This is a genomic window from Desulfobaculum sp. (assembly GCF_054921475.1).
On the sequence record NZ_JBUDSW010000018.1, the window covers coordinates 1 to 23,883 of the forward strand.

The window sequence follows — 23,883 nt, forward strand, 5'->3', positions numbered from 1 at the left end:
TGCGCACATGGGATTCCAAAGGGCCCACGGCCCTTTGGCCTGCGGAGCAAAAAAACGCTTCACCTTTCTTCTCTCGCCGCACCTCTCTGCTCGCCCCGCCCAAAATATCCTCGTGAGTATACGCCTTCTGTGTTGTCTGCTATTCTGATGTGGAGTTCTGTCCTGTGCGGAGAGGAGTATATGCAGAGACGGCGATGGACAATGACGGCGTGGAGCGTATGGCTGGTGCGGGCGTGCTTTGGCGCGCTGACTGTGGCGGCTGTTGTGTTGTGCCTTTGGGCGCGCCCTTCTGCGGCGCAGGACAAGGTGGTGTTGCAACTGAAGTGGCACCACCAGTACCAGTTTGCGGGGTACTATGCCGCGCAGAAGCTGGGGTATTTTACGGAGGAAGGGCTGGATGTTGAGCTTCGCGCGGGCGGTCCGGGCATATCGTTTGTGGACGAGGTGACCGAGGGGCGCGCCCAGTACGGCGTGGCGACGGCTGAGCTTATACTGGATTTTATCAACGACTCGCCGGTGAAGCTGGTGGCGGCTATTTTCCAGCACAACCCGTTTGTATTCATTGCCCGGAGCGATTCGGGGATTATTAGCCCCAAGGATCTCGTGGGGCGCAGGGTGATGGTGCCAAGTGGGCTGCCGCTGAGCCTTGTGCTGATGCTGATGAAGGAAGACGTGAGCATCCAGCAGTTGGAGCTGGTCCCGGGGTCTGGGCAGATGGACGCTCTGGCGGACGGCAGTGTTGACGCGGTGGTGGCGTATAGCATTGATGCGCCCCATGCGCTGCAAAAGCGGGGGATTCCGGTGACGATGCTGCACCCGCGCGATTATGGGGTGGACACGTATGGCGACTGCCTGTTCACGAATGTGGACGAGGCGCAAAACCACCCGGAGCGGGTGCGGCGGATGCGCCGGGCTGTGGTGCGGGGCTGGGAATATGCGGTACATCACGTGGATGAGATGGTGGAGTATATCCGCGAGCAGTACTTGCCCAATGCGCAGGTGCAGCGCCTGCGGTATGAGGCGGAGAGCCTGCGCGCGCATATTCAGCCGAATATCATTCCCATAGGAACGGTCTCTCCTGAGCGCTTGGAGCGCCTACGCCGGGATATTGTGAGCGCGGGGCTGGTGAAGCCGGATGTGTCGCTGGATGGGTTCGTGTTTCCTCTGCGCAATGAATTGCTGTCGCGGCACCGAAACCTCTTTGTTGGGGTCTTGGTTCTTGTTGGTGCTGGCGTGTTTCTTCTGCTGTGGTTCAACTGGCGGCTGAAGCGGGGCATAGCGCGGCATACGCGGCGTCTGGAGCAGGCCAATGACATGCTGCTGGCGGAGATTGGCGAGCGCGCGGCGGCGGAGGACGCTCTGCGGCGCAGCGAGGCGAAGTTCCGCGCCCTGTTCGACCAAACGTACCAACTGTGCGCCATTATTTCGCCGGAGGGCGTGGTGCAGATGGTGAACCAAACCGCGCTGGATTTTGTGGATGACGAGGCGGAAAACATTGTAGGGAAACCGTTTTGGGATACGCCGTGGTGGCGGCACTCCGAGGCGGAGCGCGAACGCGTGCAGGAAGGGCTGCTGTTGGCGCGGCAGGGGCGCGTTATCCGTGACGAGGCCGAACATATGGATGTGCGGGGCGAGTTGCGGGTTATTGATTTTTCGTTGAAGCCCATTTCGGATTCGGACGGCAAGGTGGTGTACATCCTTGCCGAGGGGCGCGACATCTCGGAGCGCAAGCGTGCTGCGGAGGAATCGCGCCGCCTGCGCAAGGTGCTGCAGGATGTGGTGGATTCACTGGAATCCATGCTGGTGGCCGTGGACAAGGACCTGCGGCTGACGCTGTGGAACCGCAAGGCTGTGGAAAATATGAAGGGCAAACCGCTGCGGCAGGGCATGGAGTTGCAGGAGGTCCTGCCGTACGTGTCGCCGTGGCTGGAGTTTGTGCATGGCGTTATAGCCAGCGGTGAGCCCTACCTTGAGTCCGGCGTTGCCGTGGACCATGAGGAGCGCTTTGTGGATCTTGCCATGTACCCCTTGGCGGGCGGTCAGGGCGCAGTGGTGCATGTGGACGATGTGACGGAGCGCGTCCGCCTGCAGCAGATGATGATCCAGACCGAGAAGATGATGAGCGTTGGCGGGCTGGCGGCGGGCATGGCGCATGAAATCAACAACCCGCTGGGCATCATTTTGCAGAGCGGGCAGAACCTGCGGCGGCGCTTTCAGGAGGACCTGCCCGGAAATACGCGCGTGGCCGAACGTTTGGGCCTCGATTTGGGCCTTGTTGGGCAGTATATGGAGGCGCGCGGCATCGGCAAATACCTCGACGGCATTGCGGAGGCAGGGGAACGCGCGGCGCGCATTGTGAGCTCCATGCTCAAATTCAGCCGCCGCTCCGAGGAGGACATGAGCCGCAACGATTTGCACGACCTGCTGGACGGGGTGCTGGAGCTTGCCGCTAGCGATTATGATCTTAAAAAGAAATATGATTTTAAACAGATAGAAATACGGCGGGAGTACGCAGACGACCTGCCGCGTATTGTCTGTTCGCGAAATCAGATGGAGCAGGGGTTCTTGAATATCGTCAAGAATGCGGCAGAGGCCCTTGGTGAAGGCACCTCGGACAATAATCCGCCCACGATTAGTCTGCGCACGGGCACGGCGCGCGGGGCGGTGTTTGTGGCTATTTCGGATAATGGCCCCGGCATGGACGAGGCCACGCGGCGCAGGGTGTTTGAGCCGTTCTTTACCACCAAGGCGCCGGGGCAGGGCACAGGGCTTGGGCTGTCCGTGGCGTATTTTATTGTGACCAGCACCCATAATGGCGTGTTCCGCGTGAGCACCCGTCCGGGTGGCGGCACGGTGTTTACTGTGGAATTGCCGGTACGCGCCCTTCGTGATGAAGAGGGGGCAAACGGTGATGATGACGAAAGGGGCGGGCAGGGGAGCGGAGCGAGCGGCGTGGACTTGAAGCTGTAGAGGGCTGGAGGCGCACCCGGAGCAATGGCCCGGTGGGGCACAAGGATGACACCGCGAGAGCGGTGTTTTTTTGTGGCAAATGGGGGGATTAGGACGGGGTGGAGGCTCGCCCGGTGTGCTGAATGTCCTCGTCGCTGTCGTCGGGGTAGGCTTCGCGGATGGCGAGCATATCGTCCATGATGGTGAAGAAGATGTTCACTAGCTTGGGGTCGAAGAGAATGCCGCTGTTGTCGCGGAAGTAGTCGCCAATGCTCTTGATGGACCACGGGTCCTTGTAGACGCGCTTGGACAAAAGGGCGTCGAACACGTCGGCAATGGCCCCAATGCGGCCGTAGAGGTGGATTTCCTCGCCTGCGAGGCCTTGGGGGTAGCCGGAGCCGTCCCAGCGTTCATGATGCTGGTAGGCGAGGATGGCGGCCGCGCGCATGATGCGCTTGGGCGAGGCGTTGAGGATGGCGTAGCCGATTTCCGTATGCTTTTTGATGACTTCGTATTCCTCGGCGGTGAGGCGGTCTGGCTTGAGGAGGATGGAGTCCGGGATGCCGATTTTCCCGACGGCGTGCATGGGGGCGACCATGCGGATCATGCGGGCTTCCTCTTCATCCAGCCCTGCGCCCTTGGCGAGGAGGTAGGTGAACTCCGCCATGCGGCGGACGTGGTTGGCGGTTTCCTTGGAGCGGGTTTCCACCACTTCGCCAAGGATGAGGATGATTTCCTTCTGGGAGTCGAGGATTTCCTGCCGCTGCTTGGCAAGGGCCTTTTCGGCGCGGATGCGCTCCAGCATTTCGGTTTTGAGCTGGGCGGTGCGCTGCTGCACTTCGCGTTCAAGGTGCTCATGATACAGGCGGTTCTCGCGCAGCAGGCGGGCGCGTTCCAAGGCCTTGTCGATGGCGTGGGCAAGGACGGCCATGTCCTCAATGGGCTTGGTAACGTAGTCCCATGCGCCGCGGCGCAGCGCCTCGATGGAGTCTTCCAAAACCCCGGTGCCGGAGACGACAATGATGGGCGTTTCCGGGCTTTCCTTGGTGATGTTGGAGAGCACCGCCAGCCCGTCCACCTCGGGCATGCGCAGGTCCACAAGGATGATGTCCGGCGTACGCTCGCGAAAAACCTCCAGCCCGACGCGGCCGTTTTCTGCCTGCAGGACGTTGTAGCCGCTATCTTCAAGATAATCGCCGATGCTTTGGCGGATCATCTCTTCATCATCGATGCAGAGAATGGTGGCCATGGCTTCGGACATGAGCGGGTCATGCTGCGGGGTATGCCGGGATGAAGGGTCCATGGTTCTCCGAATGGGCTTTGGGGAGTGGTTTTATAGTGTATATGTACCTTCTTTGGTGGGTGCGGGCAACTCCCAGACGCGCAGGAAGGGTGGCCGCGCGCGGAAAAACACCAAAATGCAACGCATCCGCCACAGAAAAAATACTGTTTTGGCGGTGGGTTCTGTCTTTACCACCGCACAAGGAAGAGGTATAGCCATGGGCATTATGAGTGTACTTCTTCAACGCTATTGCCCCAATTGTGGCGAACAGACCTACCAGCGCTACCATTGCTGCCTGAAGGAGAGGTTCACCTCCCGCTCGTACCGTGTTTGCGAAAAGTGCCACGCCAAAATCTTTGAGGACGGCACCTGCGAACGCCCCCAAGAGCGCGAGATGGACCTGCCCACGCCGTGGTAGGCTGAAAATCCGTCCTTTTCCCCGGCACGCGTCTCATCTATACTCTCGCGGCGAATCGACACTTCTTGCGTGACATTCGGCCATATAGGGAGGCGCATGAACACAACGGACCTCATTACTCTCGCTGGCGGGCTTGGCCTGCTCCTCTTGGGCATGAAGCTCATGACGGACGGTCTCAAGCTCGCCGCAGGCGGCTTTTTGCGCCGCGCTCTTACTGCATCCACCAAAACGCCGCTTCGCGGCATCCTTTCCGGCTTTGTCATGACATCTGCCGTGCAGTCGTCGTCGGCGGTGACCGTGGCGGCCATCGGCTTTGTCAACGCGGGCATTATGGCCCTGACACATTGCGTGTGGGTGGTGTATGGCAGCAACGTCGGCACCACAACCACGGCGTGGCTGGTGGCGATGCTGGGCCTGAAGGTCAGCATCAAGGCCCTTGCCTTGCCGCTTATCGCCGTCGGCACCGCGCTATGGATTGCCGGGTCGGTGTCCCGCCGCGCCGCCCTTGGCGAGGCCCTTGCCGGGTTTGGTCTTTTTTTTCTTGGCATTGAATATCTGCAAGGCGCCTTTCTGGACCTTGGGACCTCCTTTGACCTGACGAGTATCGCTCTGCCGGGGCTGGCCGGGTACGCCGCCTTTGCCGCGGTGGGCTTTGCGCTGACGTGCCTTATGCAGTCGTCCAGCGCCACGATGGCGTTGGTGCTGACGGCTACGGCTGGGGGGATGATTCCCATTGAGCAGGCGGCCGCTGCGGTCATTGGCGCCAACGTGGGCACCACCAGCACCGCCGCCCTTGCCGTCATTGGAGCAACGCCGCAGGCGCGGCGTGTGGCGGCGCTGCATATGGTCTTCAATCTGCTGACGGGGTGTGTGGCTATTGCGCTGCTGCCCGTGTTGGTGGACAGCATCATTTCCGCGCGCGCCTCCCTTGGCATGGATGCGGAGCCGGCGTCGGTGTTGGCGCTGTTCCACTCGGTGTTCAATATCCTTGGCGTGCTGGTGATGGTGCCTATTACGCCTGCTTTGGTGCGCTTTTTGGAGAGCCGCTTCCGCACCGCGGAGGAGGACGAAGGGCGCCCGTGCTACCTTGACCGCAACACCCTGAGTACCCCTGCGGTGGCCGTTGGCGCGCTGGGCAAGGAGACGGAGCGCATGGCCGACATCGCCCGCCGGGTGATGCATAGCGCGCTCAACTGTACCACGGGCCATTGCCGCGAGGTGGACCGAAGCCGCGCCGTTATGGATAAGCTGCACGCGGCCATTGCGGACTTTGCCACGCGGGTGTCCAAGGCCGGACTGTCGCAGCGCGCGGCGGAGGTGGTGCCGGATATTCTGCGCTCAGCGCGGTACTTCGCCATGGCGGGTGAGCAGGCGCAGGAGGCCGTGGCCATTGTGGGCCAGCTGGAAGACCTGGAAGGCGTTTCTGTGCAGCCGCTGTGGCTGGACGTTTTGGAGCAGGCGCAGTCCATTATCCTGCACGCCGACCCCGTGGATGAACGCTACGACGAGCGGCGGCTCCTTGCGAGGGAGCGCGAATTCGAGACGCGGTATCAGGAACTGAAACTCGCGCTGCTGGACGCCGGAGCGCGGGCGGGCATTGGCATTCCGGTGATGGTGGCGCATTTGGACTATATGTCCTGCGTGCACCGGATGGTGGATCAGGTGGTGAAGGGCGCGTGCCAGCTCAGTGAAGTGCGCGCCGCTTCCGTGGTGCGCAAGGCCCGGTCCGCTATGAAGGGGTAGCGCCCGGCTCCTCAGCGGCGCCAAGCTGGGCCTGCGCGCTGCGCCCGTTCGTGCCGCGGTCTTGAGCGCGGGGCTGTGGGACGGGCTGTGGGCGTTTGGCGCTGCGCCACGACCCGCGTGCGCCTCGGCCTTGAGGCATGGGGGAACCACGGCATGCGTGTCCTGCCGCCGGGCGGGGCATCTCCCACGCCGAACGGTCTGGGGTCTGCGTCCGGACGCGGGCGTGGGGGGCAAGGCCCCCTGCAGCGCCCCAGCGTGACCACGAAAAAGCCCCCTTTCGGGGGCTGTGTGTCCGGGGCGGGCGGATTTTTGGAAAGTGTGCCGCATCTCCCCTCCCGAAGATCCGCACCGCCAGTCTCTGGTTATCGCCGTCAACTCAGAAGACGGAGTTCACGGTCCCTCATAAGTTTGCGCAGCTTGAGGTTGCGCGTTCCCGGCAGCCTTGGGGACAGGTCGTTGCTGTCCTTGTAGGCCGGGTTTTCATCCAGAAATGTCATGTGCCACCAGATGTCATCCATGCTGATGTGCCTGCGCAGGTAGGCTTCGGATTCCATGTGGCTGAAGTGGTGCACCACGGCGTTGGTGATGACGGCGGCTTGGAGCTTTTGCGAAGCCAGCGCGCTGTTGATGATGTATTCCTCCACGCGGTGGTTGCCCTGCACGGTTTTGAGCGGCATGGGCAGAATGAGGTCCATCAGCCGCCGGTCGTAGATGACGCATTCCGTGGACAGCCGCGGGACGTAGGAGAATTCTGGGCGCTTCAGGTTCAGGAACTTTTCCTCAAAGCCGTCAAAGAGTACCTTTTCCCACAGAAAGCGGTGCAGGATGGCGTTGTGCGCCACGCTGGGGCCCGGCAGGCGCGAGCGCTCGCGCTGGTAGTGGGCGCGCAGGGCGCGGTCCATCACTTGCCGCCCGGTCACGCTCACGGGCGCCACGGTGGAGGCCAGCACCACGCGGGGGTGGTTCTTGTGCATCTTGTACGCGGCGATGAGCCGTTCCAGCCAGCGGGGCGTGACAAAGACGTCCTCGTACATCTTGATGATGACGTCGTCGATGTGGCGGGCCATGATGATGTTTTGCATAGCGACCACGGCCGGCACGTAGCCCCGCGGCGTGGTGTACACGTCAATGACGCCGGGGTGGCGCTGCTGAAAGGACTTGATGAGCAGGGAGTGCTCGTCCGAAACATCGTTGGCGAGGATATAAATCTTCTTGAAGCGGGAGAGGTCGGTGTACAGCTCTAGGCACTTGAGGCACAGGACAAAGCAATCCATGCGGTGCGATGTGATGAGCATCAGCACTGGATGGACGTCTCTCGCCCTTGGGGTGATGTCGATAATCTGTGCCATGTGCCCGCTCCCGGCGGCCTACGGTGAATCACGGTGACAAAAGGGGTAGAGTCTGCCTCTTTGTCACATATGTGATCGGCCGTTACGGAAAATTTCTTTAGGGAAAAAATTGGAGCGGAATGAAAAAAATCCGGAGGGGTGTTCAACTGGTTGGAACACTACACGAATCCGGTGGAAAAAAATAGTGCTTTGGGAGAGAAATGTGCGTTCTTCCCCCTGCATGATGAGGTGCTTTGCATGAACATGTCTCCTTCTGCCCGTCGTCTGTACATATTCCTGATGATACTCACCCTTGCAGGTGCGGTGGGCTTGCAGGGCTGGCGGACGCTGGTCAACAACTTCGCCGTTGATGTGGTGGGTGTTGATGGTCTGGAAATGGGCATTATCCAGTCCATTCGGGAGGTTCCGGGATTTTTGGCCTTTCTGGTGGTGTATCTGCTGCTGTTTATTACGGAGCGGCGGCTTGCGGCATTTTCCATAGCCGTGGTGGGCCTTGGGGTGGCGCTGACGGGCTTTTTCCCCACCACGTGGGGATTGGTGGCTACCACGCTCATCATGTCCTTTGGCTTTCACTACTTTGAAACGGTGAATCAGTCCCTGACGTTGCAGCATTATGACCTTGCCACCGCGCCGCTGGTGTCCGGGCGGCTCAAGGGGTTGACCTCGGTGGGCAACCTTGCCGTGGGCGGGGCGATTTTTGTTTTGGCCGAGGTGTGGGACTACCCCATGCTCTTTGCCGGAGTGGGCTTGGTGGTTGTGGTGGCAGGCCTTGGGGCGCTCTTTGTCCCCATTGCCGACGTGGAGGCGCGCCCGCAGCGCAAGGGCATGCTCCTGCGCAAAAAGTACTGGCTGTATTACCTGCTGACCTTTTTCGCCGGAGCGCGGCGGCAGATTTTTGTGGCCTTCTCCGTGTTCCTGATGGTGGAGCGCCTTGGGTTTACCGTGCAGGAAGTGACGGCGCTGTTCATCTTCAACAACGTGGTGAACTGGTTTGTCTCGCCGCGCATTGGCCGCGCCATCAACCGCTTTGGCGAGCGCGCCGTGCTGAGTGTGGAGTACGCGACGCTTATTGTGGTTTTTGCCGCCTACGGCGTGGTGGAAAGCAAAATGGTGGTCGCCATCCTCTATATTCTGGACCACGTGGTGTTCAACTGCTCCATCGCCATCAGGACCTACTTTCAGAAAATTGCGGACCGCGAGGACATTGCGCCCAGCATGGCTGTGGGCTTTACCATCAACCATGTGGCGGCGGTGGTTATTCCGTTTTGCGCCGGGGCGGTGTGGCTGCTGCACCCCTCGTGGGTGTTCTTTAGCGGGGCGGTTTTGGCGGCGGTTTCGCTGGGATTTGTGCAGTGCATCCGCCTTCCGAAAGCCGAAGACGGCGCCGCTTAAGTTGACCACAATGCCGCGCCCGGCAGGGGTTTTGGGCGCGGCCGTGGCGGCGGGGCCGTAGGGCAGTTGCAGAATGTGCACATACCGGCGGCAGAGATTGCACAAGTGCACACGCTTGCACAAAGTGCACTGATGTGGTGCAATCCACTTGCACAACGGTAGGGCGGCGGGTGAATGCTTTTCTCGTAACAGCTTGAAAAGATTGCGTTTTAGGTTTTGGCACGCCTCGTGCTGTAGCCTAAGAAAACGCAAAAGCCCCAAACAAGGAGCACAAGCTATGACGAAGAAGAACACCACCATCGCAGCATTTGTCGCGGTAGCGGTTTTGACCCTCGCCGCTGTGGCATACGCCGGACCGCATCACGGACAGATGCGCGGCCAGATGGGCGGCCACGGCTGGGGACAGGGATACTGCGGCCAGGGCTATCAGGCACTGAGCCCCGAACAGCAGCAGAAGGCCGACGCCATCGCGCAGCAGTTCTATCAGGACACCAAGCCCCTGCGCGAGCAGATGTACGCCAAGCGCGCCGAGCTGGAAGCTCTGCTGGCCAGCCCCAATGCCGACCAGAGCCGCATCGACGCCGTGACCAAGGACATCGCCAATCTGCGCAGCCAGCTTTTTGAAAAGCGCGTGAAGTTCCGCCAGCAGATGGGTAACGAAACCGGCATCCGTATGCCCATGGGCCGCGGCTACGGCCACGGCGGCTACCACCGCGGTGGTGGCGGTGGCGGCTACTACGGCAACTGCCCCGCTCTCGACTAGCCCCGAACCTTCGCCACGTGGCGGAGGACAACATTACAGCCCCTCCTCATAGCGCCCCCGGGGTCGGTACAGACTGGCCCCGGGGTTGTTATTACAGGATGACCCAATGGAACTTGGTCTCCGGTCAAACAAGGATTCGAATCCCCTCCTCGTCGCCGCCATCGCCCTTGTGGTGCTTGGTCTCGGCATCAGCTACGTCACGTGGCACAATCTTCGCCAGCAGCGCGAAACCATCAACGAACACATGTTTTTGTCCTCCCGCGTAATCCTGCGTGGGATCGAGACAAGCCTCATGCGCGAAATGCGCGGGCACAGGCGGCACGGCATGCGCGGCATGATGCAGCAGCAACAGCCCCTGCCCAGCATCAAGCCGCAGGTGGTGGAGATGCTCTCGGACCTCGTGAATCAGAGCGAGGTGGAATTCCTGTCCCTGTACGCCCAAAATGGACGCATGCTGCTGTCCGTTGGCGCGGAGGGGCTCAATTATCCGGAGATTCCCGGCCACGGGTGGGATGTGCTGCAATCCACCGGCGAGTGGCAGGCCTTCTACTCCGGGGACAAACGCAATATTTTCGTGGCGGCCCTGCGCTCGCGCCGTGGCCTTGGCCAGCTGTGCGAGATGGATTCCGGCATGGGCACCACCGGTGTTGGCGTGCCGTACCTCGTTGTGGGGCTGGATGCCACGCGCCATTTGCAGCAGTTTAAGAAATTTCGCTCCACGGCCATGTATCAGACGCTGTACGTGCTGCTGGTGGCCCTCTTTTTGTGGGGGCTGGCCATTGCCTACCTGCGCCGCCGCGACCAGGGCCGCCGTCTGAACCGTTTGGAGCGCTTCCACTCCCGTTTGCTGGACACCATGCCCGACGGCCTTGTCACCCTTGATGACGACGGCCTCATCCGCGCCGCAAACCCGGCGGCGGAGAACATCCTTGAGGTGGAGGGCAAAAAGCGCCTTGTCGGGCGCATGTGGACGGACTTGCCCCTGCGCAGCGCTGGGGGCCGCGACATTTCCGCGCAGGACAAGTGCGGCTCCGGGCGCACATGGGTGCAGTACGAGTATGCCGGACGCAGCCTTGAAGTGCTGTGCCTGCCCATTCCGCCCTCGGAGCGCGGCGCGGACGAAGCCAGCGAGCGCTTGGTGCTGGTGCGCGACAGAACGGAAATCAAGGCCCTTGAGGACGACCTTGTGGAGGTGCGTCACCTTGCGGCGGTGGGCCGCCTTGCCGCCGGATTGGCCCATGAAATCCGCAATCCCCTGAGCGCCCTGCGCGGCTTTGCCCAGTTCTTTGCGGACAAGCTGCGCGGCCAATCGCCCGAGGAGCAGTACGCCGACACCATGGTCCGCGAGGCGGACCGTTTGGACAAGGTGGTCTCGGACCTGCTGTTCCTGTCGCGCCCGCGGACGCCGGAGCGCTCCGCTGTGGACATGCAGCAGCTGACGGTGGACCTGCGGCACCTGCTGTCGCGCGATTTTGAGCTGCGCGGGGCGGAGCTTGGCACCCAGCTGAGCGACGCGCCCGTCCATGCCGACCCGGACATGCTGAAGCAGGCGCTGCTGAACCTTGTCATTAATAGCCTCAACGCCGTGCCGGACGCCGCCTCTGGCGAGACGGGCCGCGTGGAGGTTGCCACTTATCAGGAAGGCAACGCCACCATTGTGGCGGTGCGCGACAACGGCCACGGGATGACCGATGAAGACCGCGAGCACGCCCTTGAGCCGTTTTTTACCTCCCGCAAGGAGGGGACGGGCCTTGGACTCGCCATTGTGCACCGCATCATGCGCGCCCATGGCGGGCAGGTGTCCCTTGTCTCCACCACGGACGAGCGCGTGCATGGCACCGAGGTGCGCCTGAGCTTTCCGCTGGTCATTGAAGAAGAACGCTTAGACGGAGTCGACAACGATGCGTGAATATGGGGAAGCCAGAAGGGTTCTCGTCGTGGATGACGAGCCGGCTCTTCGCCTGCTTGTGGGTGCTGTGTTGCGCGATGCGGGCTGGCACGTCATGGAGGCCGAAAGCGCCGAGGATGCCCTTGGCATGTTGCCCGATGCCGGACCGGACGTGGTCCTGCTGGACATGCGCATGCCCGGTATGGACGGCCTGGAGGCCCTTGGCGCCATCCGCGCCGCCGTGCCCGGTGTGCCGGTGGTGATGCTGACGGCCTACGGGACCGTCGGGTCCGCCGTTGATGCCATGAAAAAGGGTGCCTTCGACTATCTGACCAAACCCGCGGATAACGAGGAACTCAAGGCCGTTCTCGACAAGGCGTGGGACTACTCCCGCCTTGTGGCCGAAAACCGCGAGCTGCGGCAGGAGACGGGCATCAGCGAGGGCTTCATCGGCCAAACGCCGCAGATGGAGCGCGTGCGCGACCTTATCAGCCAGACCGGCCCCACCGAGGCCACGGTCCTCGTCATGGGCGAATCCGGCACCGGTAAGGAACTGGTGGCCGCGGCCCTGCACGACGTCAGCGCCCGCGCCAAAGGCCCGCTTATTAAGGTCAACTGCGCGGCGCTGCCCGGCGATTTGCTGGAGAGTGAACTCTTTGGCTATGTGAAGGGCGCCTTTACCGGCGCAACCCGCGACAAACCCGGCCGTTTTCAGTTGGCCTCGGGCGGGACGCTGCTGCTGGACGAAATAGGCGAGATGCCCCTTGAGCTGCAGGCCAAACTTTTGCGCGCCTTGCAGGAGCGCATTGTGGAACCCCTTGGCGCGGTGGGCGCCGTGCCCGTGGACGTACGCATCGTGGCCGCGACCAACCGCGACCTTGCCGCCGAGGTGGCGGCGGGCCGCTTCCGTGAAGATTTATATTATCGCCTGAACGTGCTGGAGATTCGCATCCCCCCCTTGCGTGAGCGCATGGATGACATGCCGCTGCTTGTGGCGCACCTGCTGGAAAAGCTGGGCCGCAAAAACCGCAAGCAGATGCGCGAGGTCAGCCCCCGTTTTCTGGAGGTGCTGTCGCACTACGCGTGGCCCGGAAACGTGCGCGAGCTGGAAAACGCCCTTGAACGCGCCCTTGTGCTGTCGCGTACCGATTCCCTGCGTGAGGAGGACCTGCCCCCGCAGGTGCGCGCCGGTGGCACGCCGGAAGGCATGCAGCCTGTTGCCGCGCCCACGCCCGCCGCGCGCGGTGTGGTGAGCGCCGCGGCCATGGACGCCGCCCAGCCTGCGCCCCGGCCTGCAGAAGATGCGTCCGGCTTTGGCCGTCCCGGTCCCACGTCCCTTGACGATGCGGAAAAGCAAGCCCTTGTGGAAGCGTTGGAGGCCCACGGCGGCCACAGGCAGAAGACGGCGGACGCCCTTGGCATCAGCCGCCGCACCCTGCAGTACAAATTGCGCAAGTACGGATTGACCCGGCGCGCCTAGCAGGCGCGCTAATGCGCATTGGGGCGCAGAGATGACGGCCGCTCCTTGCCCCCGCATCTTTCCCCGCCGCGCGGGCAGTGAAGGCCACCCGCAACAGGGGCCTGCATGAGCAGAACAGCCTGAATGGTTTTTGACAGGCGCGCCGAAGCCGCGCCGAATCTGCGCAGGAAGACGATAGAACAAAGCGCCCGGTCCATATGGACCGGGCGCTTTTGCATTGCGTAGTGGGGGCCGCTAGTCGTCCACGCCAAGGGCGGCGAGGAGTTTTTCCGGCGGGCGGCGTTCGGGGATGGTCTTGTGGGGGACGGTGCCGTCAATCCATGCCTTGGAGACGTACAGCCCGCAGTAGCATGAGCCGTATTCCTCAACGTCCGGGTCGCGGTAGACGCAGGGACAGATGATGTCGCGGTCCGCATCAAAGCCGCCGCTGGCCAATCTGCACGGACAGGCCATGTACCCGTAGCGGTCACGGTTATCCAGCAGGCTTTGCAGCAGGGGCATGGTCATGTCCATGTCCGGGTTGAAGTAAAATCCCTTGGCCTCCTGAATGGGCCCGAGGCGGGAGAAGAGTTCCTTGGCATCCATAATCAGACTCCGAGCAGGTCTTTGAGCTTGTCCTTGCGGAAGCCGACGACAACCTTGTCGCCGTCGATGACGATAGTGGGAAAGGAGACGGCGGGGTTGTGGCTGCGGACCTCGTCGATGCACTTGGTGCGCTCTTCGCCTTTGAGGTCGTCAACGTGGATGCAGTCGTACTCAACGCCGCATTCATCAAGAAATTCTTTTGTTTTTCGGCAGTGGACGCAAGTCGTAAGCGCGTAGACCTTGACGTGGCTGGCCATTGAAACCTCCGTGCCCGAAGCATGTGTGCGGTGTCGCAACGTGGGGGCGGTTGATGTCAGGTTGTCCTTCTTGTGTAAAAGCTTGCCAGTAGAAGGTCAATGGGGGACGCCGGGCTAGGCCAGTCCGCGTCTGGCACGCCGCTCCACCTTGGCCGCAAGCACGGAGCAGGCGCTGGTCAGCAGCAGGTACAGCACCGTCACGGTAATCCACGTTTCAAAGGTCATATACGTGGCGGCCATAAGCTCCATACCCTGAAAGGTCAGCTCCTGAATGGAAATGATGGAGACGATGGCGGAGTCCTTGATGGTGGAGATAAACTGCCCGGTCAGCGGCGGCACAATGCGCGACAGGGCCTGCGGCAAAATAACGCGGCGCATGCGCTGCCAGCGAGACAGCCCAAGGGCGTAGGCGGCCTCGTACTGCCCGCGCTCCACGGACTGGATGCCCGAGCGCACGTGCTCCGTAATGTAGGCGCCCTCGTACACCGCAAGGGTCATAAGCCCGGACAGAAAGGCCGAAAAGCGGTTCACCGGGGCGGCGGTGAAGGCAATGACGCCCTGCGCCCAGTCCGGTGCGGCCCGCACGAGGCTGTCCACATTCAGCGCCATGAGCAGCTGGTCCGACAGAAAAAAATAAAAGATGAACACCAGCACAAGGGGCGGCGTATTGCGCACAAGACCGACGTAGACCTTGCCCGTCAGCCGCCAGAACAGGCTGTGGCTGGTGCGCGCCAGCCCCATGGCCGTGCCGATGATGGTGGCAAACAGCATGGTCCACAGGCTGAGGCGGATTGTGGTGAGCAGTCCCTGCGTCAGCAGGCCGGGCACCCAGCCCTCCTGCGCGTCGTGGCGCAAGAGAAACTGGCCGATGCGCTCCCAGTGCCATTCGTAGTCGAGGCGGGTTTCAATGCGCCAGCCCATGTAGGCCACGCCGGCGGCGATAAGCGCCAGCAGAAGGACGTCAAGGACGCCGAAGCGGGTGGATTTTTCTGGAATCACGGTGGTGCTTTTGTGCGGATGGCGCGCCGCCGCCGAAGCGGCGGCGCGGAATGGCTACTGGAGCTGGTCCTGCCAGTCCATGGTGTTGAACCAGTAGTACTGGCGCTCCTGAATCCAGCCCTCGGCGCGGACCACGCGAATCCAGCTGTCGAGGAAGTTCAGGATGTCGATGTCGCCCTTGCGTACGGCAATGCCGTTGGGTTCGTTGGTGAAGGGCTCCTCAAAGGGCATGTAGAGTTTGTTCGGGTGCTTGATGGCTTCCTGCGCGGGCAGGGGGGCCATGCTCACAAAGGCGTCGGCGCGGCCGTTCAGGAGCTCCTGCACGGCCTGCGGCTCCTTGTTGAACAGCTTCATGCGGGCGTTTGGCATGTATTTCTTGGCGGCCTTGGCAGCCGTGGTGCCCTTGCGCGCGGCGATGGTGATGTCCTTGGAGTTGAAGTCCTCAAGGGCGGTGAGGCCCGGTGCGTTCTTTTTGTGCGCCACGATGGACATGCCCGTGCTGTAGTAGGGGATGGTGAAGTTCACCTTCACAGCGCGGTCCGGGCGGATGCTCATGCCGCCGATGAGCAGGTCGAACTTGCCGGCGAGCAGGGCGGGGATGATGCCGTCCCACGAGGTGGGTACAAATTCCACGTCCACGCCCATGTCCTTGGCGAGGCGGCGGGCGACGTCGATTTCAAAGCCGATGAATGTTCCGGTTTTATCCTTCATGGCCCATGGCACAAAGGTGTCCATGCCCACGCGCAGGGTGCCGCGCTTTTGGATGGTGGTCAGGGTGCTCTCCTCGGTGAGCTGCCGGGAGGTGTCCCCCGCGTGTGCCGCCACGGCAAACAGCAGAAGGACAAGGGCCATGAGGACCGCGCAAATGCTTTTGGCTTGGGTGTTCATCAGGGTCTCCTTTGCGGTGATGTGGTGCCGGACTACAGAATTTGGCTGAGGAACAGGCGGGTGCGTTCCTCGCGCGGGGTATCGAAGAAGACGTCGGTGGAGGCCTCCTCCACAATGCGTCCATCCTCCATAAAGATGATGCGGTCGCCCACCTCGCGGGCAAAGCCCATTTCGTGCGTGACGACAACCATGGTCATGCCTTCGCGGGCGAGGTCGCGCATGACTTCAAGCACCTCGCCGATCATTTCGGGGTCCAGGGCGCTTGTGGCTTCGTCAAAGAGCATGACGCCCGGATGCATGGCAAGGGCGCGGGCAATGGCCACGCGCTGCTGCTGGCCGCCAGAGAGCTGCGCCGGATAGCTGTCGCCCCGGTCGCCAAGCCCTACCCGCGTGAGCAGGTCCATGCTGGTTTGGGTGGCGTCGGCGTCGGATTTGCGGCGGACAAGGGTTTGGGCAAGGTTCACATTCTCCAGCACCGTCAGGTGCGGGAACAGATTAAAGGACTGAAAGACCATGCCCACGTCCTGCCGGATGGCGTCGCGGTTTTTCCGGTCGCCATTCAGGGGGATGCCGTCGATGACGATGTGGCCTTCGTCAATGTCCTCCAGCCCGTTGAGGCAGCGTAGCAGGGTGGACTTGCCCGACCCGGACGGGCCGATGATGACGACCATTTCACTGCGCATAACGCTGAGGCTGACGCCCTGCAGGGCGCGCACGCCGTTGGGAAAGGTCTTGGACACGCCGTCCACGGTGATGATGGGCGACTCGTCCTGTGCGCCGCGCTTGGCGGATTGTGTGGAGGTATCAATGAGCATGGGGCTCCTCGCTATACAGCCGGCGTTCAAGGACGGAGGCGACCCACGACAGGCTGATGGTGACGGCCAGATAGATGGCGGCCACGGTGAACCAGATTTCGAAGGTCAAAAACGAATCCGCAATGACCAGCTGGCCCTGCTGGGTCAGCTCGTATACCGCAATGGTGCTGGCGAGGGCGGAGTCCTTGACGAGGGACACGGCAACGCCCGTCAGCGGGGGCAGAATGCGGCGGATGGCCTGTGGCAGAATGATTTTACGGTAGGTATCAAAGCGTGACAGCCCAAGGCTGTATGCGGCCTCCCACTGTCCGATTTGCACGGACTGGATGCCCGCGCGGAAAATTTCCGATGCATAGGCTCCCTCAAAAAGGGACAGCGTGAGCACAGCGGCGGTAAAGGCCGAGATGTCCAGCACAGGAGCAATGACGAAATAGATGAAAAACAGCTGGATGAGCAGCGGCGTGTTGCGGATAAGCTCCACGTACCCCTGCGCCACCACGCGCCCCATGAAGGAGTCCGACAGGCGCAGTACGGCGGCGGTCAGCCCAAAGACAAGGGTCAGGCCAAGGCTGAGGCCCGTAATCTGGAGCGTGACCCATAGGCCCTGAAGGAGAGGCCCTGGTGTAAAGGTGCCCCCGGAGAAGGAATACAGATAGCGCGGCACAAGGTACCACTGCCACTGGTACCCCAGCCCGCCTTCGCCAAGGAACAAAAGCCACAGGATAAAGGCCCCAAGGCCAAGGAACTTGGCGATGTCGATGGCGGAGCGCCGCAGGGTTGGTCTGGAGAGGGTGGCCGTGGTCATGCCTGCGTCCCCCTGCGTTGCGGCGGGGACAGGCGGGGCATGATGCTGGCGGAAAGAGAGAAGACATGCCGCCCGCACGCGCCGGGGCGCGGCGCATGCAAACGTGGTGCGGACAAAGGGCGGAGCAGGGCGGCGGGGGAAGGCATGGGCTAGTGCTCCGTGTCCGCTATGGCGCACAGTTCACCGCCGGGGCCGTAAAAGACCACGGACGTCTGTGGCGCGTACTGCAAGCGCTGTGTCTGGCGGGTTCGCATGATGGGCATCCTTTCGGTATCGGCTTTTCAGCGTAGCAGAACCTGAGGCATTTGCAAACGCGGGGGCGCGTGTCCCCCGGCATCTACCCGCTATGGTCGTCCGGCGTGGGTGGGCAGGAGCGCTCCACCAGTTTCATATACTTGTGGAAGGCATAAATAAAGGCGTGCACGCCCAGCACCAGCCCCGCGCGTCCGTCGCGGAAGCCCTGCTTAAGGACGTACTGCTTCAGGAACTTGCCAAAGGCATGGGCCAGCGCCGTGCCGACACCGGCGCGGCGGCCTTTGGCCTGCATCTCGCGCGCGGCAAGGGAGGTGTAGCTGTTGATCTTGTCCAGATGCTCGGCAAGGTCGGCGTAGGGGTAGTGGATGATGTCGCCCTCAAGGGGGCGCGTCGCGGCCGTCGGGTGGAACTCCTCGTGCGGGAGCATGCCGCGGATTTCCACGCTGTCCAGCCGGAAGACGCGCAGCAGGCGGTCAGGATACCAGCCGCTGTGCATGATGAAGCGGTCCAGATACCACGAGCGGCGCGGGCACCAGAAGCCCCCCGCGCCCTGCGGGTCGGCAAGGGCGCTGAGGACGGAGGTACGCAGCTCCGGCGAAAGGAATTCGTCCTGATCAAGGGTGATAATCCATGGCGTTTCCACGTGCTCAAAGGCAAAGCGGAACTGCGGGATGGTGCCTTCCCAGTCGCGGTGCAGAATGTCCGCCCCCGCGGCTTTGGCGATATCGAGGGTGGCGTCGGTGCTGCCGGAGTCCACCACCAAAAGCCTGTCGCAAAAGTCGAGGCTGGCAAGGGTCTTGGCGAGCCACTTCTCGCCGTTGAAGGTCAGGATAACGCCGGTGATGTTTTGGTTCATGCGTGCTTTTGGGGGATGCCGCGCCGGCGTGGGGGTGCCACGCCGACGGGCAGTGAAAGAGTGTTCGTGAAGGGCCGCCGCGCGGAGGCGCTAGAAGTCCGGGGCCTCGGCTTCGCTGTCGTCGCCTGCCAGCTTTGCTTCAATGATGGCGATGGCGTCGGCCACCACGGCATCCAGCGGCTGAGAGGCATCCACAATGCGGAAGCGCTTGCGGTGCAGGGCGGCCAGCGTCAGGTAGCCTTCACGCACGGTGTTGTGAAAGTTCAGGCTCTCGGCCTCAAAGCGGCCCTCGGTGTCGCACTTCTGCTCCTGCATATTGCGCGAAACCGCGCGGCCAAGGCCGACCTCGGCGGGCAGGTCGAAGAGCAGGGTCAGGTCCGGCCACATGCCGGAGACGGCCACATCGTTGAAGCTGTGCAGCTGCTTGGGGTCCAGCCCGCGGCCGTAGCCCTGATACGCCACGGTGGAGTCGGCGTAGCGGTCCGAAATGACAATCTTGCCCGCCTCAACGGCAGGGCGGATGACTGTGGAGACATGCTGGGCGCGGTCCGCAAGGTAGAGGAACAGCTCGCTCGGGCCGGTCAGGTCCGTGCTCTCGATGTCGAGGAGCAGCTTGCGCAGTTCGCGGCCAATGCGGCTGCCGCCGGGTTCGCGGGTCAGCAGGACCTCGCGCCCTGTTTCCTCCAGATGCTTCTGGACGGCGCGCAGCACACTGGATTTGCCGGAGCCTTCTATCCCTTCAAAGGTAACAAACATAGCTGGTTGCTTTCCTCTTTGTCGCACTCGGGGCGCGGCTTTGGCGTGTGAAATGGGCGGTAGACGGGGCGCGACAGAGCACGCAGATACTGGCTCCAGCCGGTTTCACCGTCGGGGACGTCTTCCAAAGCGCCGGAGACGGTGTTCATCTTGGCGTCCATGTTGTCCGCAAAATGCAGGGCAAAGGCCTCTGCTGTCTTGGGCCGCTTGGGCGAGCCGAATTCCAGCTCGCCATGGTGGCTGAGGATGAGATGCTTCAGGTGCATCTTCAGCTCCGGCTCAAGGTCCTTGGCCTTCACGAGGAACGGTTCCAGAACGTCCAGCCCCAGCTGGATGTGGCCCAGAAGCCGCCCCATGTCCGTATGCTCCCGCGCGGGGCCTTCCGCGTATTCCCACGCCTTGCCAAGGTCGTGGAAAATGGCGGCGGCTAGCAGCACCTGCCGGTCCAGATTGGGGTACAGGTCGCAGTAGCTCATGCACAGGTTGCACACGGCAAGGGTATGCTCCAGCAGTCCGCCCGCGTAGGCGTGGTGGATGCTGATGGCGCCGGGAGCCTTCATGATGCGCGATTTGACCTCGGGCGCGGTGAGCACCTTGCGGCACAGGGTGCGCCACGGTTTGTGCTCCAAGTGGCGTTTACACAGGCGCTCGATGTCCGCCAGCATCTCTTCCGGTTCGCGCTCGCTGGAGGGGATAAAGTCGCCAATGCGCAGGCCCTCGGCGTCGGGGTCGAGGATTTTGACGGCATCGGCCACAACCTGCGGTTGGTCGCGGTAGGTGCCGACCTGCCCGCGGATGCGGACAACCATCCCGGCGGCAAGTTCCGGACAGTTTTGGCTGTGCGGCGAAAAAATCTTGGCGGGAACCTCTCCGGAGTTGTCGGCGAGCGTCAGGCCCCAGAAGGGACCGTTTTTTGCCTGCCCGAGTCGGGCTTCCGTCAGGACGAACACGTCGTCCACCGTCTGACCGGGGGAGAGGTCGTGCACGAAGGTCTGCTTTCGGGTCATGGTTCCGTCTTGTCGTGTCAAGGTGTCTCTCTATAGGGAGCGGCCCCGCTTTGGCTGTGCGGCCGCGTCATAGTCAATTGCGGCGGACGGCTGTCCCCACAGCACCGAGGCATAGCAGAGTCCCCGCGGGGGCGCAATGTGCGCGCCCGCCGCGCGCGGCGCATCGCGCCGGAGTTTTGGGCGTTTTTGTGGCTGGGGTCCACAGCTTTGGCGGCGCTGTTTCGCCGCGTTCTTTTGCCAGCACAGGCCCACGCCGGTCCCTGCGTTTCACACCGGGATGAGGGGATTTCCCCTTGGGCGTTGCGGGTCATCTGCGCTTGGGCTATCGTCGGCTGGACTGCGTCGGCGCAGCCGCGCCGACGGCCATCCGTTCACGTTTAACCGACCAAAAAATCCATGAATATTCTTCTTACCAACGACGACGGCATTCAGGCCCCCGGCCTCCGGGCCATCTACAAGGCGCTTTTGGACGCCGGGCACACCGTGCAGGTTGTGGCCCCCGTGTCCGAGCAGTCCGCCGTTGGACACGCCATTACCATCGCCATGCCCCTTAAAGTGAAAAACTTCAGGGAAAACGGCTTCAAAGGCATTGGCGTCTACGGCACCCCCGCAGACTGCGTCAAGCTGGGTCTGACCACGCTCCTCAGCGGCCAGCGCCCCGACCTTGTGGTCTCCGGCATCAATAGCGGCTGCAACGTTGGCGTGGATATCATCTACTCCGGCACCGTCAGCGCCGCCACCGAAGGCGTGCTGGAGGGCATCCGCGCCATTGCCGTGTCCTACGACGATTGGACGCCGCAGGATATGACCGGGCAGGCCAAATGGGCCGCAGACTTCATTGGCCGTACCGACTGGGACGCCCTGCCGCCGGATGTTCTGCTGAACCTGAATCTACCCAAAGGCCCCATCGAAGAGGCCAAGGAACTTGTCCTCTGCCCGCAGACCAGAACCTCCTACCGCGACTGGTATCAGGAGCGGCATGACCCGCGCGGCAGCGCCTACTACTGGCTGGAAGGCGAAATCCCCCACGAGCGCGTTGGTCCGGAGACGGACCGCGGCAAGCTGAGCGAAGGGCACATCACCCTGACGCCCCTGCAATTTCGTCTGACTGACGAGGCATTGCTCAAGCAGCTGGATGCCCTTGGCGTTCGTTGACAGCAAGCCCCTGACGGGACTATATAATAGTGGTTTCACAGTCAGTCCGCCCGGACCGGTAGACCGGTCCGGGTGGGTTTGTAGTGCGCAAGGCAGGGCAGTGTCCCACTGCTGACACGGCAAAAGAGCCTGAAAAAGCAGACGGTTGCCCGTACCCATATCTTTTATCAAAACAGGATACCGAGGAGGACTTCATGCCACTTACCGGACCCAAGGAGATGTTCGAGAAGGCGTATGCTGGTGGTCACGCCGTTGGCGCTTTCAACGTGAACAACATGGAGATCATTCAGGGCATCATCGCCGCGGCCGAGGAGGAGCGCGCCCCGCTTATTCTCCAGGTCTCCGCCGGGGCACGAAAGTACGCCAGCCAAGTGTACCTGATGAAGCTGGTCGAGGCCGCGCTTGTTGAGTCCGACCTGCCCATCTGCGTGCATCTGGACCACGGCGCCGACTTCGATATCTGCAAGGCCTGCATCGACGGCGGCTTCACCTCCGTGATGATCGACGGCTCGCATCTGCCCTTTGAAGAAAATATCGCCGTCACCAAAAAGGTTGTCGAATACGCCCACGACAAGGGCGTGTGGGTCGAGGCCGAACTCGGCCGTCTGGCCGGCATCGAAGAGCATGTTGTCTCCGAGGAAAACGTCTACACCGAGCCTGATCAGGCCGTGGAATTCGTTGAGCGCACCGGGTGTGACTCCCTCGCCATCGCCATCGGCACCAGCCACGGCGCATATAAGTTCAAGGGCGAGCCGCGCCTCGACTTTGAGCGCCTGGAGACCATCACCAACATGCTGCCCAAGTACCCGCTGGTGCTCCACGGCTCCTCGTCCGTGCCGCAGGAATTCCTCGACATGGCCAATGCCTTCGGCGGCGAAATCCCCGGCGCCAAGGGCGTGCCCGAGGACCTGCTGCGCAAGGCCGCCAAGTACGGCGTCTGCAAGATCAATATCGACACCGATATCCGCCTTGCCATGACCGCCGTCATCCGTAAGACCCTCACCGAGCAGCCCGCTGTGTTCGACCCCCGTAAGTACCTTGGCGCCGCACGACAGGCCGTTAAGGACATGGTGCAGCACAAGATTAAGAACGTGCTCGGCTCTTCCAACGCCATCTAAGCTGAGAAGGATTATACAATGGCAGTTAAAGTCGGTATCAACGGTTTTGGCCGTATTGGCCGTTTTCTTACCCGCCTCATCGCCAAGGACGAGAATCTCGAACTGGCAATGATCAACGCCCGTGCGGACAACGAGTCCCTCGCGCATCTGCTGAAGTACGACTCCGTCCACGGACGCTACGACGGTGAAATCGTCGCCAACGAAGAGGGCTTCGTCATCGATGGCCAGCAGGTGAAGGTCACCCGCCACGCCATCGGCGAGTGGACCTGGAGCGACTGCGACGTCGATATCGTCGTGGAAACCACCGGCCGCGTGAAGGACGGCAAAGGTCTCGCCGAGCACATCGCGTGCGGCGCAAAGAAAGTCATCATCGGTGCCCCCGGCAAGGACGTGGACCTCACCGTCGTGCCCGGCGTTAACGACGACCTCTACGACCCCGCACAGCACAACGTGCTGTCCAACGCCTCCTGCACCACCAACTGCATGGCCCCCGCCACCAAGGTGCTGAACGACACCTTCGGCATCAAGCACGGCCTGATGACCACCATCCACTCCTACACCATGAGCCAGCGCATCCTCGACGGCTCCCACAAGGACCTGCGCCGCGCCCGCGCCGCAGGGATGAGCATCATCCCCACCACCACCGGTGCCGCCAAGGCCGTGACCGCCGTCATCCCCGAGCTCAAAGGCAAGCTCGACGGCATGTCCATGCGCGTGCCCACCCCCAACGTCTCCCTCGTGGACCTCGTTGTGGAAGTGGAGAAGGACGTCACCGTCGAAGAAGTCAACGCCGCCCTCAAGGCCGCCGCTGAAGGCCCCATGAAAGGCAACATGGGCTTCTCCGAAGAACCCCTCGTCTCCATCGACTACGTGTCCAGCTCCTACGGCGGTATCGTCGACTCCCTGCTGACTTCCGTCATGGACAAGCGCATGGTGAAACTCATCATCTGGTACGACAACGAAGGTGGCTACTCCAACCAGCTCCTTCGCTTCATCCGCCGCGTCGCCAAAGACCTGTAAAAGGTCACCGCGCACCGCCGCGAATGAACGAGAATTCAAAAGGGAGGCTCCCCAAAGGAGCCTCCCTTTTTTTGCGTCTTGTGGGGGAATGTGTGGGTGGGGT

Annotated in this window: 21 protein-coding genes; 10 read left to right on the forward strand and 11 right to left on the reverse strand. The window is 62.2% G+C overall.

Annotated features, from left to right (window positions below):
• Nucleotides 1-180: 180 nt before the first annotated feature.
• Nucleotides 181-2,970, forward strand: coding sequence for an ABC transporter substrate-binding protein (locus tag ACY69P_RS02130; RefSeq protein ID WP_462326417.1), 2,790 nt, complete (start codon nucleotides 181-183; stop codon nucleotides 2,968-2,970).
• An 88-nt stretch (nucleotides 2,971-3,058) separates the two neighbouring features.
• On the opposite strand, the gene ACY69P_RS02135 is transcribed toward ACY69P_RS02130, so the two are convergent.
• Nucleotides 3,059-4,252: an HD domain-containing phosphohydrolase gene (locus ACY69P_RS02135; protein ID WP_462326418.1), complete on the reverse strand. Its 1,194-nt coding sequence runs from the start codon at nucleotides 4,250-4,252 to the stop codon at nucleotides 3,059-3,061.
• Nucleotides 4,253-4,448: 196 nt separating this feature from the next.
• Here ACY69P_RS02135 and ACY69P_RS02140 point away from each other — a divergent pair, with 196 nt between their 5' ends.
• Both ACY69P_RS02140 and ACY69P_RS02145 read left to right on the forward strand, forming a co-directional pair.
• Nucleotides 4,449-4,649: a hypothetical protein gene (locus tag ACY69P_RS02140; protein ID WP_459900744.1), complete on the forward strand. Its 201-nt coding sequence runs from the start codon at nucleotides 4,449-4,451 to the stop codon at nucleotides 4,647-4,649.
• A 96-nt stretch (nucleotides 4,650-4,745) separates the two neighbouring features.
• Nucleotides 4,746-6,392, forward strand: a complete 1,647-nt coding sequence (locus ACY69P_RS02145) for a Na/Pi cotransporter family protein (protein ID WP_462326419.1) — start codon at nucleotides 4,746-4,748, stop codon at nucleotides 6,390-6,392.
• A 371-nt stretch (nucleotides 6,393-6,763) separates the two neighbouring features.
• Here the strand turns inward: ACY69P_RS02145 and ACY69P_RS02150 are convergent, their stop codons facing one another.
• On the reverse strand, nucleotides 6,764-7,741 hold the full coding sequence (locus ACY69P_RS02150) for a glycosyltransferase family 2 protein (protein WP_462326420.1): 978 nt from the start codon (nucleotides 7,739-7,741) through the stop codon (nucleotides 6,764-6,766).
• A gap of 237 nt (nucleotides 7,742-7,978) precedes the next feature.
• Here ACY69P_RS02150 and ACY69P_RS02155 point away from each other — a divergent pair, with 237 nt between their 5' ends.
• The 4 genes from ACY69P_RS02155 (at nucleotide 7,979) to ACY69P_RS02170 (ending at nucleotide 13,264) form a co-directional block, all read left to right on the forward strand.
• Nucleotides 7,979-9,133 carry an MFS transporter gene (locus tag ACY69P_RS02155; protein ID WP_462326421.1) on the forward strand — a complete coding sequence of 385 codons (1,155 nt, stop codon included), beginning with the start codon at nucleotides 7,979-7,981 and terminating at the stop codon, nucleotides 9,131-9,133.
• A gap of 277 nt (nucleotides 9,134-9,410) precedes the next feature.
• On the forward strand, nucleotides 9,411-9,896 hold the full coding sequence (locus ACY69P_RS02160; RefSeq protein WP_459900752.1) for a periplasmic heavy metal sensor: 486 nt from the start codon (nucleotides 9,411-9,413) through the stop codon (nucleotides 9,894-9,896).
• A gap of 106 nt (nucleotides 9,897-10,002) precedes the next feature.
• On the forward strand, nucleotides 10,003-11,805 hold the full coding sequence (locus ACY69P_RS02165; protein ID WP_462326422.1) for a two-component system sensor histidine kinase NtrB: 1,803 nt from the start codon (nucleotides 10,003-10,005) through the stop codon (nucleotides 11,803-11,805).
• Entirely contained in the window at nucleotides 11,798-13,264 is a 1,467-nt protein-coding gene (locus tag ACY69P_RS02170; RefSeq protein ID WP_462326423.1) for a sigma-54-dependent transcriptional regulator, read from the forward strand. Before ACY69P_RS02165 ends, ACY69P_RS02170 begins: the two co-directional genes overlap by 8 nt.
• Before the next feature lie 234 nt (nucleotides 13,265-13,498).
• On the opposite strand, the gene ACY69P_RS02175 is transcribed toward ACY69P_RS02170, so the two are convergent.
• From ACY69P_RS02175 to ACY69P_RS02215, 9 genes are all read right to left on the reverse strand, one after another.
• Nucleotides 13,499-13,849 (reverse strand): ferredoxin-thioredoxin reductase catalytic domain-containing protein, encoded by a 351-nt coding sequence (locus tag ACY69P_RS02175; protein ID WP_462326424.1) that lies wholly within the window; start codon nucleotides 13,847-13,849, stop codon nucleotides 13,499-13,501.
• Between the two features lie 2 nt (nucleotides 13,850-13,851).
• Nucleotides 13,852-14,106, reverse strand: a complete 255-nt coding sequence (locus ACY69P_RS02180; RefSeq protein ID WP_404843623.1) for a glutaredoxin family protein — start codon at nucleotides 14,104-14,106, stop codon at nucleotides 13,852-13,854.
• Nucleotides 14,107-14,220: 114 nt separating this feature from the next.
• Nucleotides 14,221-15,105 (reverse strand): amino acid ABC transporter permease, encoded by an 885-nt coding sequence (locus ACY69P_RS02185; RefSeq protein WP_462326425.1) that lies wholly within the window; start codon nucleotides 15,103-15,105, stop codon nucleotides 14,221-14,223.
• 54 nt (nucleotides 15,106-15,159) lie between these two features.
• Nucleotides 15,160-15,993 carry a transporter substrate-binding domain-containing protein gene (locus ACY69P_RS02190; RefSeq protein ID WP_459900762.1) on the reverse strand — a complete coding sequence of 278 codons (834 nt, stop codon included), beginning with the start codon at nucleotides 15,991-15,993 and terminating at the stop codon, nucleotides 15,160-15,162.
• Between the two features lie 32 nt (nucleotides 15,994-16,025).
• Nucleotides 16,026-16,751: an amino acid ABC transporter ATP-binding protein gene (locus ACY69P_RS02195; RefSeq protein WP_459901625.1), complete on the reverse strand. Its 726-nt coding sequence runs from the start codon at nucleotides 16,749-16,751 to the stop codon at nucleotides 16,026-16,028.
• Nucleotides 16,752-16,797: 46 nt separating this feature from the next.
• The gene (locus tag ACY69P_RS02200; RefSeq protein ID WP_462326426.1) at nucleotides 16,798-17,613 is read right to left on the reverse strand and encodes an amino acid ABC transporter permease; all 816 of its coding nucleotides are present in this window, start codon (nucleotides 17,611-17,613) and stop codon (nucleotides 16,798-16,800) included.
• A gap of 337 nt (nucleotides 17,614-17,950) precedes the next feature.
• Nucleotides 17,951-18,724, reverse strand: a complete 774-nt coding sequence (locus tag ACY69P_RS02205) for a glycosyltransferase family 2 protein (protein ID WP_462326427.1) — start codon at nucleotides 18,722-18,724, stop codon at nucleotides 17,951-17,953.
• A gap of 90 nt (nucleotides 18,725-18,814) precedes the next feature.
• Nucleotides 18,815-19,480, reverse strand: coding sequence for a dTMP kinase (gene tmk / locus ACY69P_RS02210; RefSeq protein WP_459900766.1), 666 nt, complete (start codon nucleotides 19,478-19,480; stop codon nucleotides 18,815-18,817).
• Nucleotides 19,456-20,487 carry a 3'-5' exoribonuclease YhaM family protein gene (locus ACY69P_RS02215; RefSeq protein WP_462326428.1) on the reverse strand — a complete coding sequence of 344 codons (1,032 nt, stop codon included), beginning with the start codon at nucleotides 20,485-20,487 and terminating at the stop codon, nucleotides 19,456-19,458. Before ACY69P_RS02215 ends, tmk begins: the two co-directional genes overlap by 25 nt.
• A 396-nt stretch (nucleotides 20,488-20,883) precedes the next feature.
• Here ACY69P_RS02215 and surE point away from each other — a divergent pair, with 396 nt between their 5' ends.
• The 3 genes from surE (at nucleotide 20,884) to gap (ending at nucleotide 23,780) form a co-directional block, all read left to right on the forward strand.
• Entirely contained in the window at nucleotides 20,884-21,642 is a 759-nt protein-coding gene (surE, locus tag ACY69P_RS02220; RefSeq protein ID WP_459900769.1) for a 5'/3'-nucleotidase SurE, read from the forward strand.
• A gap of 194 nt (nucleotides 21,643-21,836) precedes the next feature.
• Nucleotides 21,837-22,760 (forward strand): class II fructose-1,6-bisphosphate aldolase, encoded by a 924-nt coding sequence (gene fba, locus ACY69P_RS02225; RefSeq protein ID WP_459900770.1) that lies wholly within the window; start codon nucleotides 21,837-21,839, stop codon nucleotides 22,758-22,760.
• A gap of 18 nt (nucleotides 22,761-22,778) precedes the next feature.
• Nucleotides 22,779-23,780 (forward strand): type I glyceraldehyde-3-phosphate dehydrogenase, encoded by a 1,002-nt coding sequence (gene gap, locus ACY69P_RS02230; protein ID WP_459900771.1) that lies wholly within the window; start codon nucleotides 22,779-22,781, stop codon nucleotides 23,778-23,780.
• Nucleotides 23,781-23,883 lie beyond the last annotated feature (103 nt).

Bases quoted from the DNA above. Each gene is read 5' to 3' on its own strand.
- ACY69P_RS02130 (WP_462326417.1), top strand. From the start codon at position 181: ATGCAGAGACGGCGATGGACAATGACGGCGTGGAGCGTATGGCTGGTG.
- ACY69P_RS02135 (WP_462326418.1), bottom strand. From the start codon at position 4,252: ATGGACCCTTCATCCCGGCATACCCCGCAGCATGACCCGCTCATGTCC.
- ACY69P_RS02140 (WP_459900744.1), top strand. From the start codon at position 4,449: ATGGGCATTATGAGTGTACTTCTTCAACGCTATTGCCCCAATTGTGGC.
- ACY69P_RS02145 (WP_462326419.1), top strand. From the start codon at position 4,746: ATGAACACAACGGACCTCATTACTCTCGCTGGCGGGCTTGGCCTGCTC.
- ACY69P_RS02150 (WP_462326420.1), bottom strand. From the start codon at position 7,741: ATGGCACAGATTATCGACATCACCCCAAGGGCGAGAGACGTCCATCCA.
- ACY69P_RS02155 (WP_462326421.1), top strand. From the start codon at position 7,979: ATGAACATGTCTCCTTCTGCCCGTCGTCTGTACATATTCCTGATGATA.
- ACY69P_RS02160 (WP_459900752.1), top strand. From the start codon at position 9,411: ATGACGAAGAAGAACACCACCATCGCAGCATTTGTCGCGGTAGCGGTT.
- ACY69P_RS02165 (WP_462326422.1), top strand. From the start codon at position 10,003: ATGGAACTTGGTCTCCGGTCAAACAAGGATTCGAATCCCCTCCTCGTC.
- ACY69P_RS02170 (WP_462326423.1), top strand. From the start codon at position 11,798: ATGCGTGAATATGGGGAAGCCAGAAGGGTTCTCGTCGTGGATGACGAG.
- ACY69P_RS02175 (WP_462326424.1), bottom strand. From the start codon at position 13,849: ATGGATGCCAAGGAACTCTTCTCCCGCCTCGGGCCCATTCAGGAGGCC.
- ACY69P_RS02180 (WP_404843623.1), bottom strand. From the start codon at position 14,106: ATGGCCAGCCACGTCAAGGTCTACGCGCTTACGACTTGCGTCCACTGC.
- ACY69P_RS02190 (WP_459900762.1), bottom strand. From the start codon at position 15,993: ATGAACACCCAAGCCAAAAGCATTTGCGCGGTCCTCATGGCCCTTGTC.
- ACY69P_RS02200 (WP_462326426.1), bottom strand. From the start codon at position 17,613: ATGACCACGGCCACCCTCTCCAGACCAACCCTGCGGCGCTCCGCCATC.
- ACY69P_RS02205 (WP_462326427.1), bottom strand. From the start codon at position 18,724: ATGAACCAAAACATCACCGGCGTTATCCTGACCTTCAACGGCGAGAAG.
- tmk (WP_459900766.1), bottom strand. From the start codon at position 19,480: ATGTTTGTTACCTTTGAAGGGATAGAAGGCTCCGGCAAATCCAGTGTG.
- ACY69P_RS02215 (WP_462326428.1), bottom strand. From the start codon at position 20,487: ATGACCCGAAAGCAGACCTTCGTGCACGACCTCTCCCCCGGTCAGACG.
- surE (WP_459900769.1), top strand. From the start codon at position 20,884: ATGAATATTCTTCTTACCAACGACGACGGCATTCAGGCCCCCGGCCTC.
- fba (WP_459900770.1), top strand. From the start codon at position 21,837: ATGCCACTTACCGGACCCAAGGAGATGTTCGAGAAGGCGTATGCTGGT.
- gap (WP_459900771.1), top strand. From the start codon at position 22,779: ATGGCAGTTAAAGTCGGTATCAACGGTTTTGGCCGTATTGGCCGTTTT.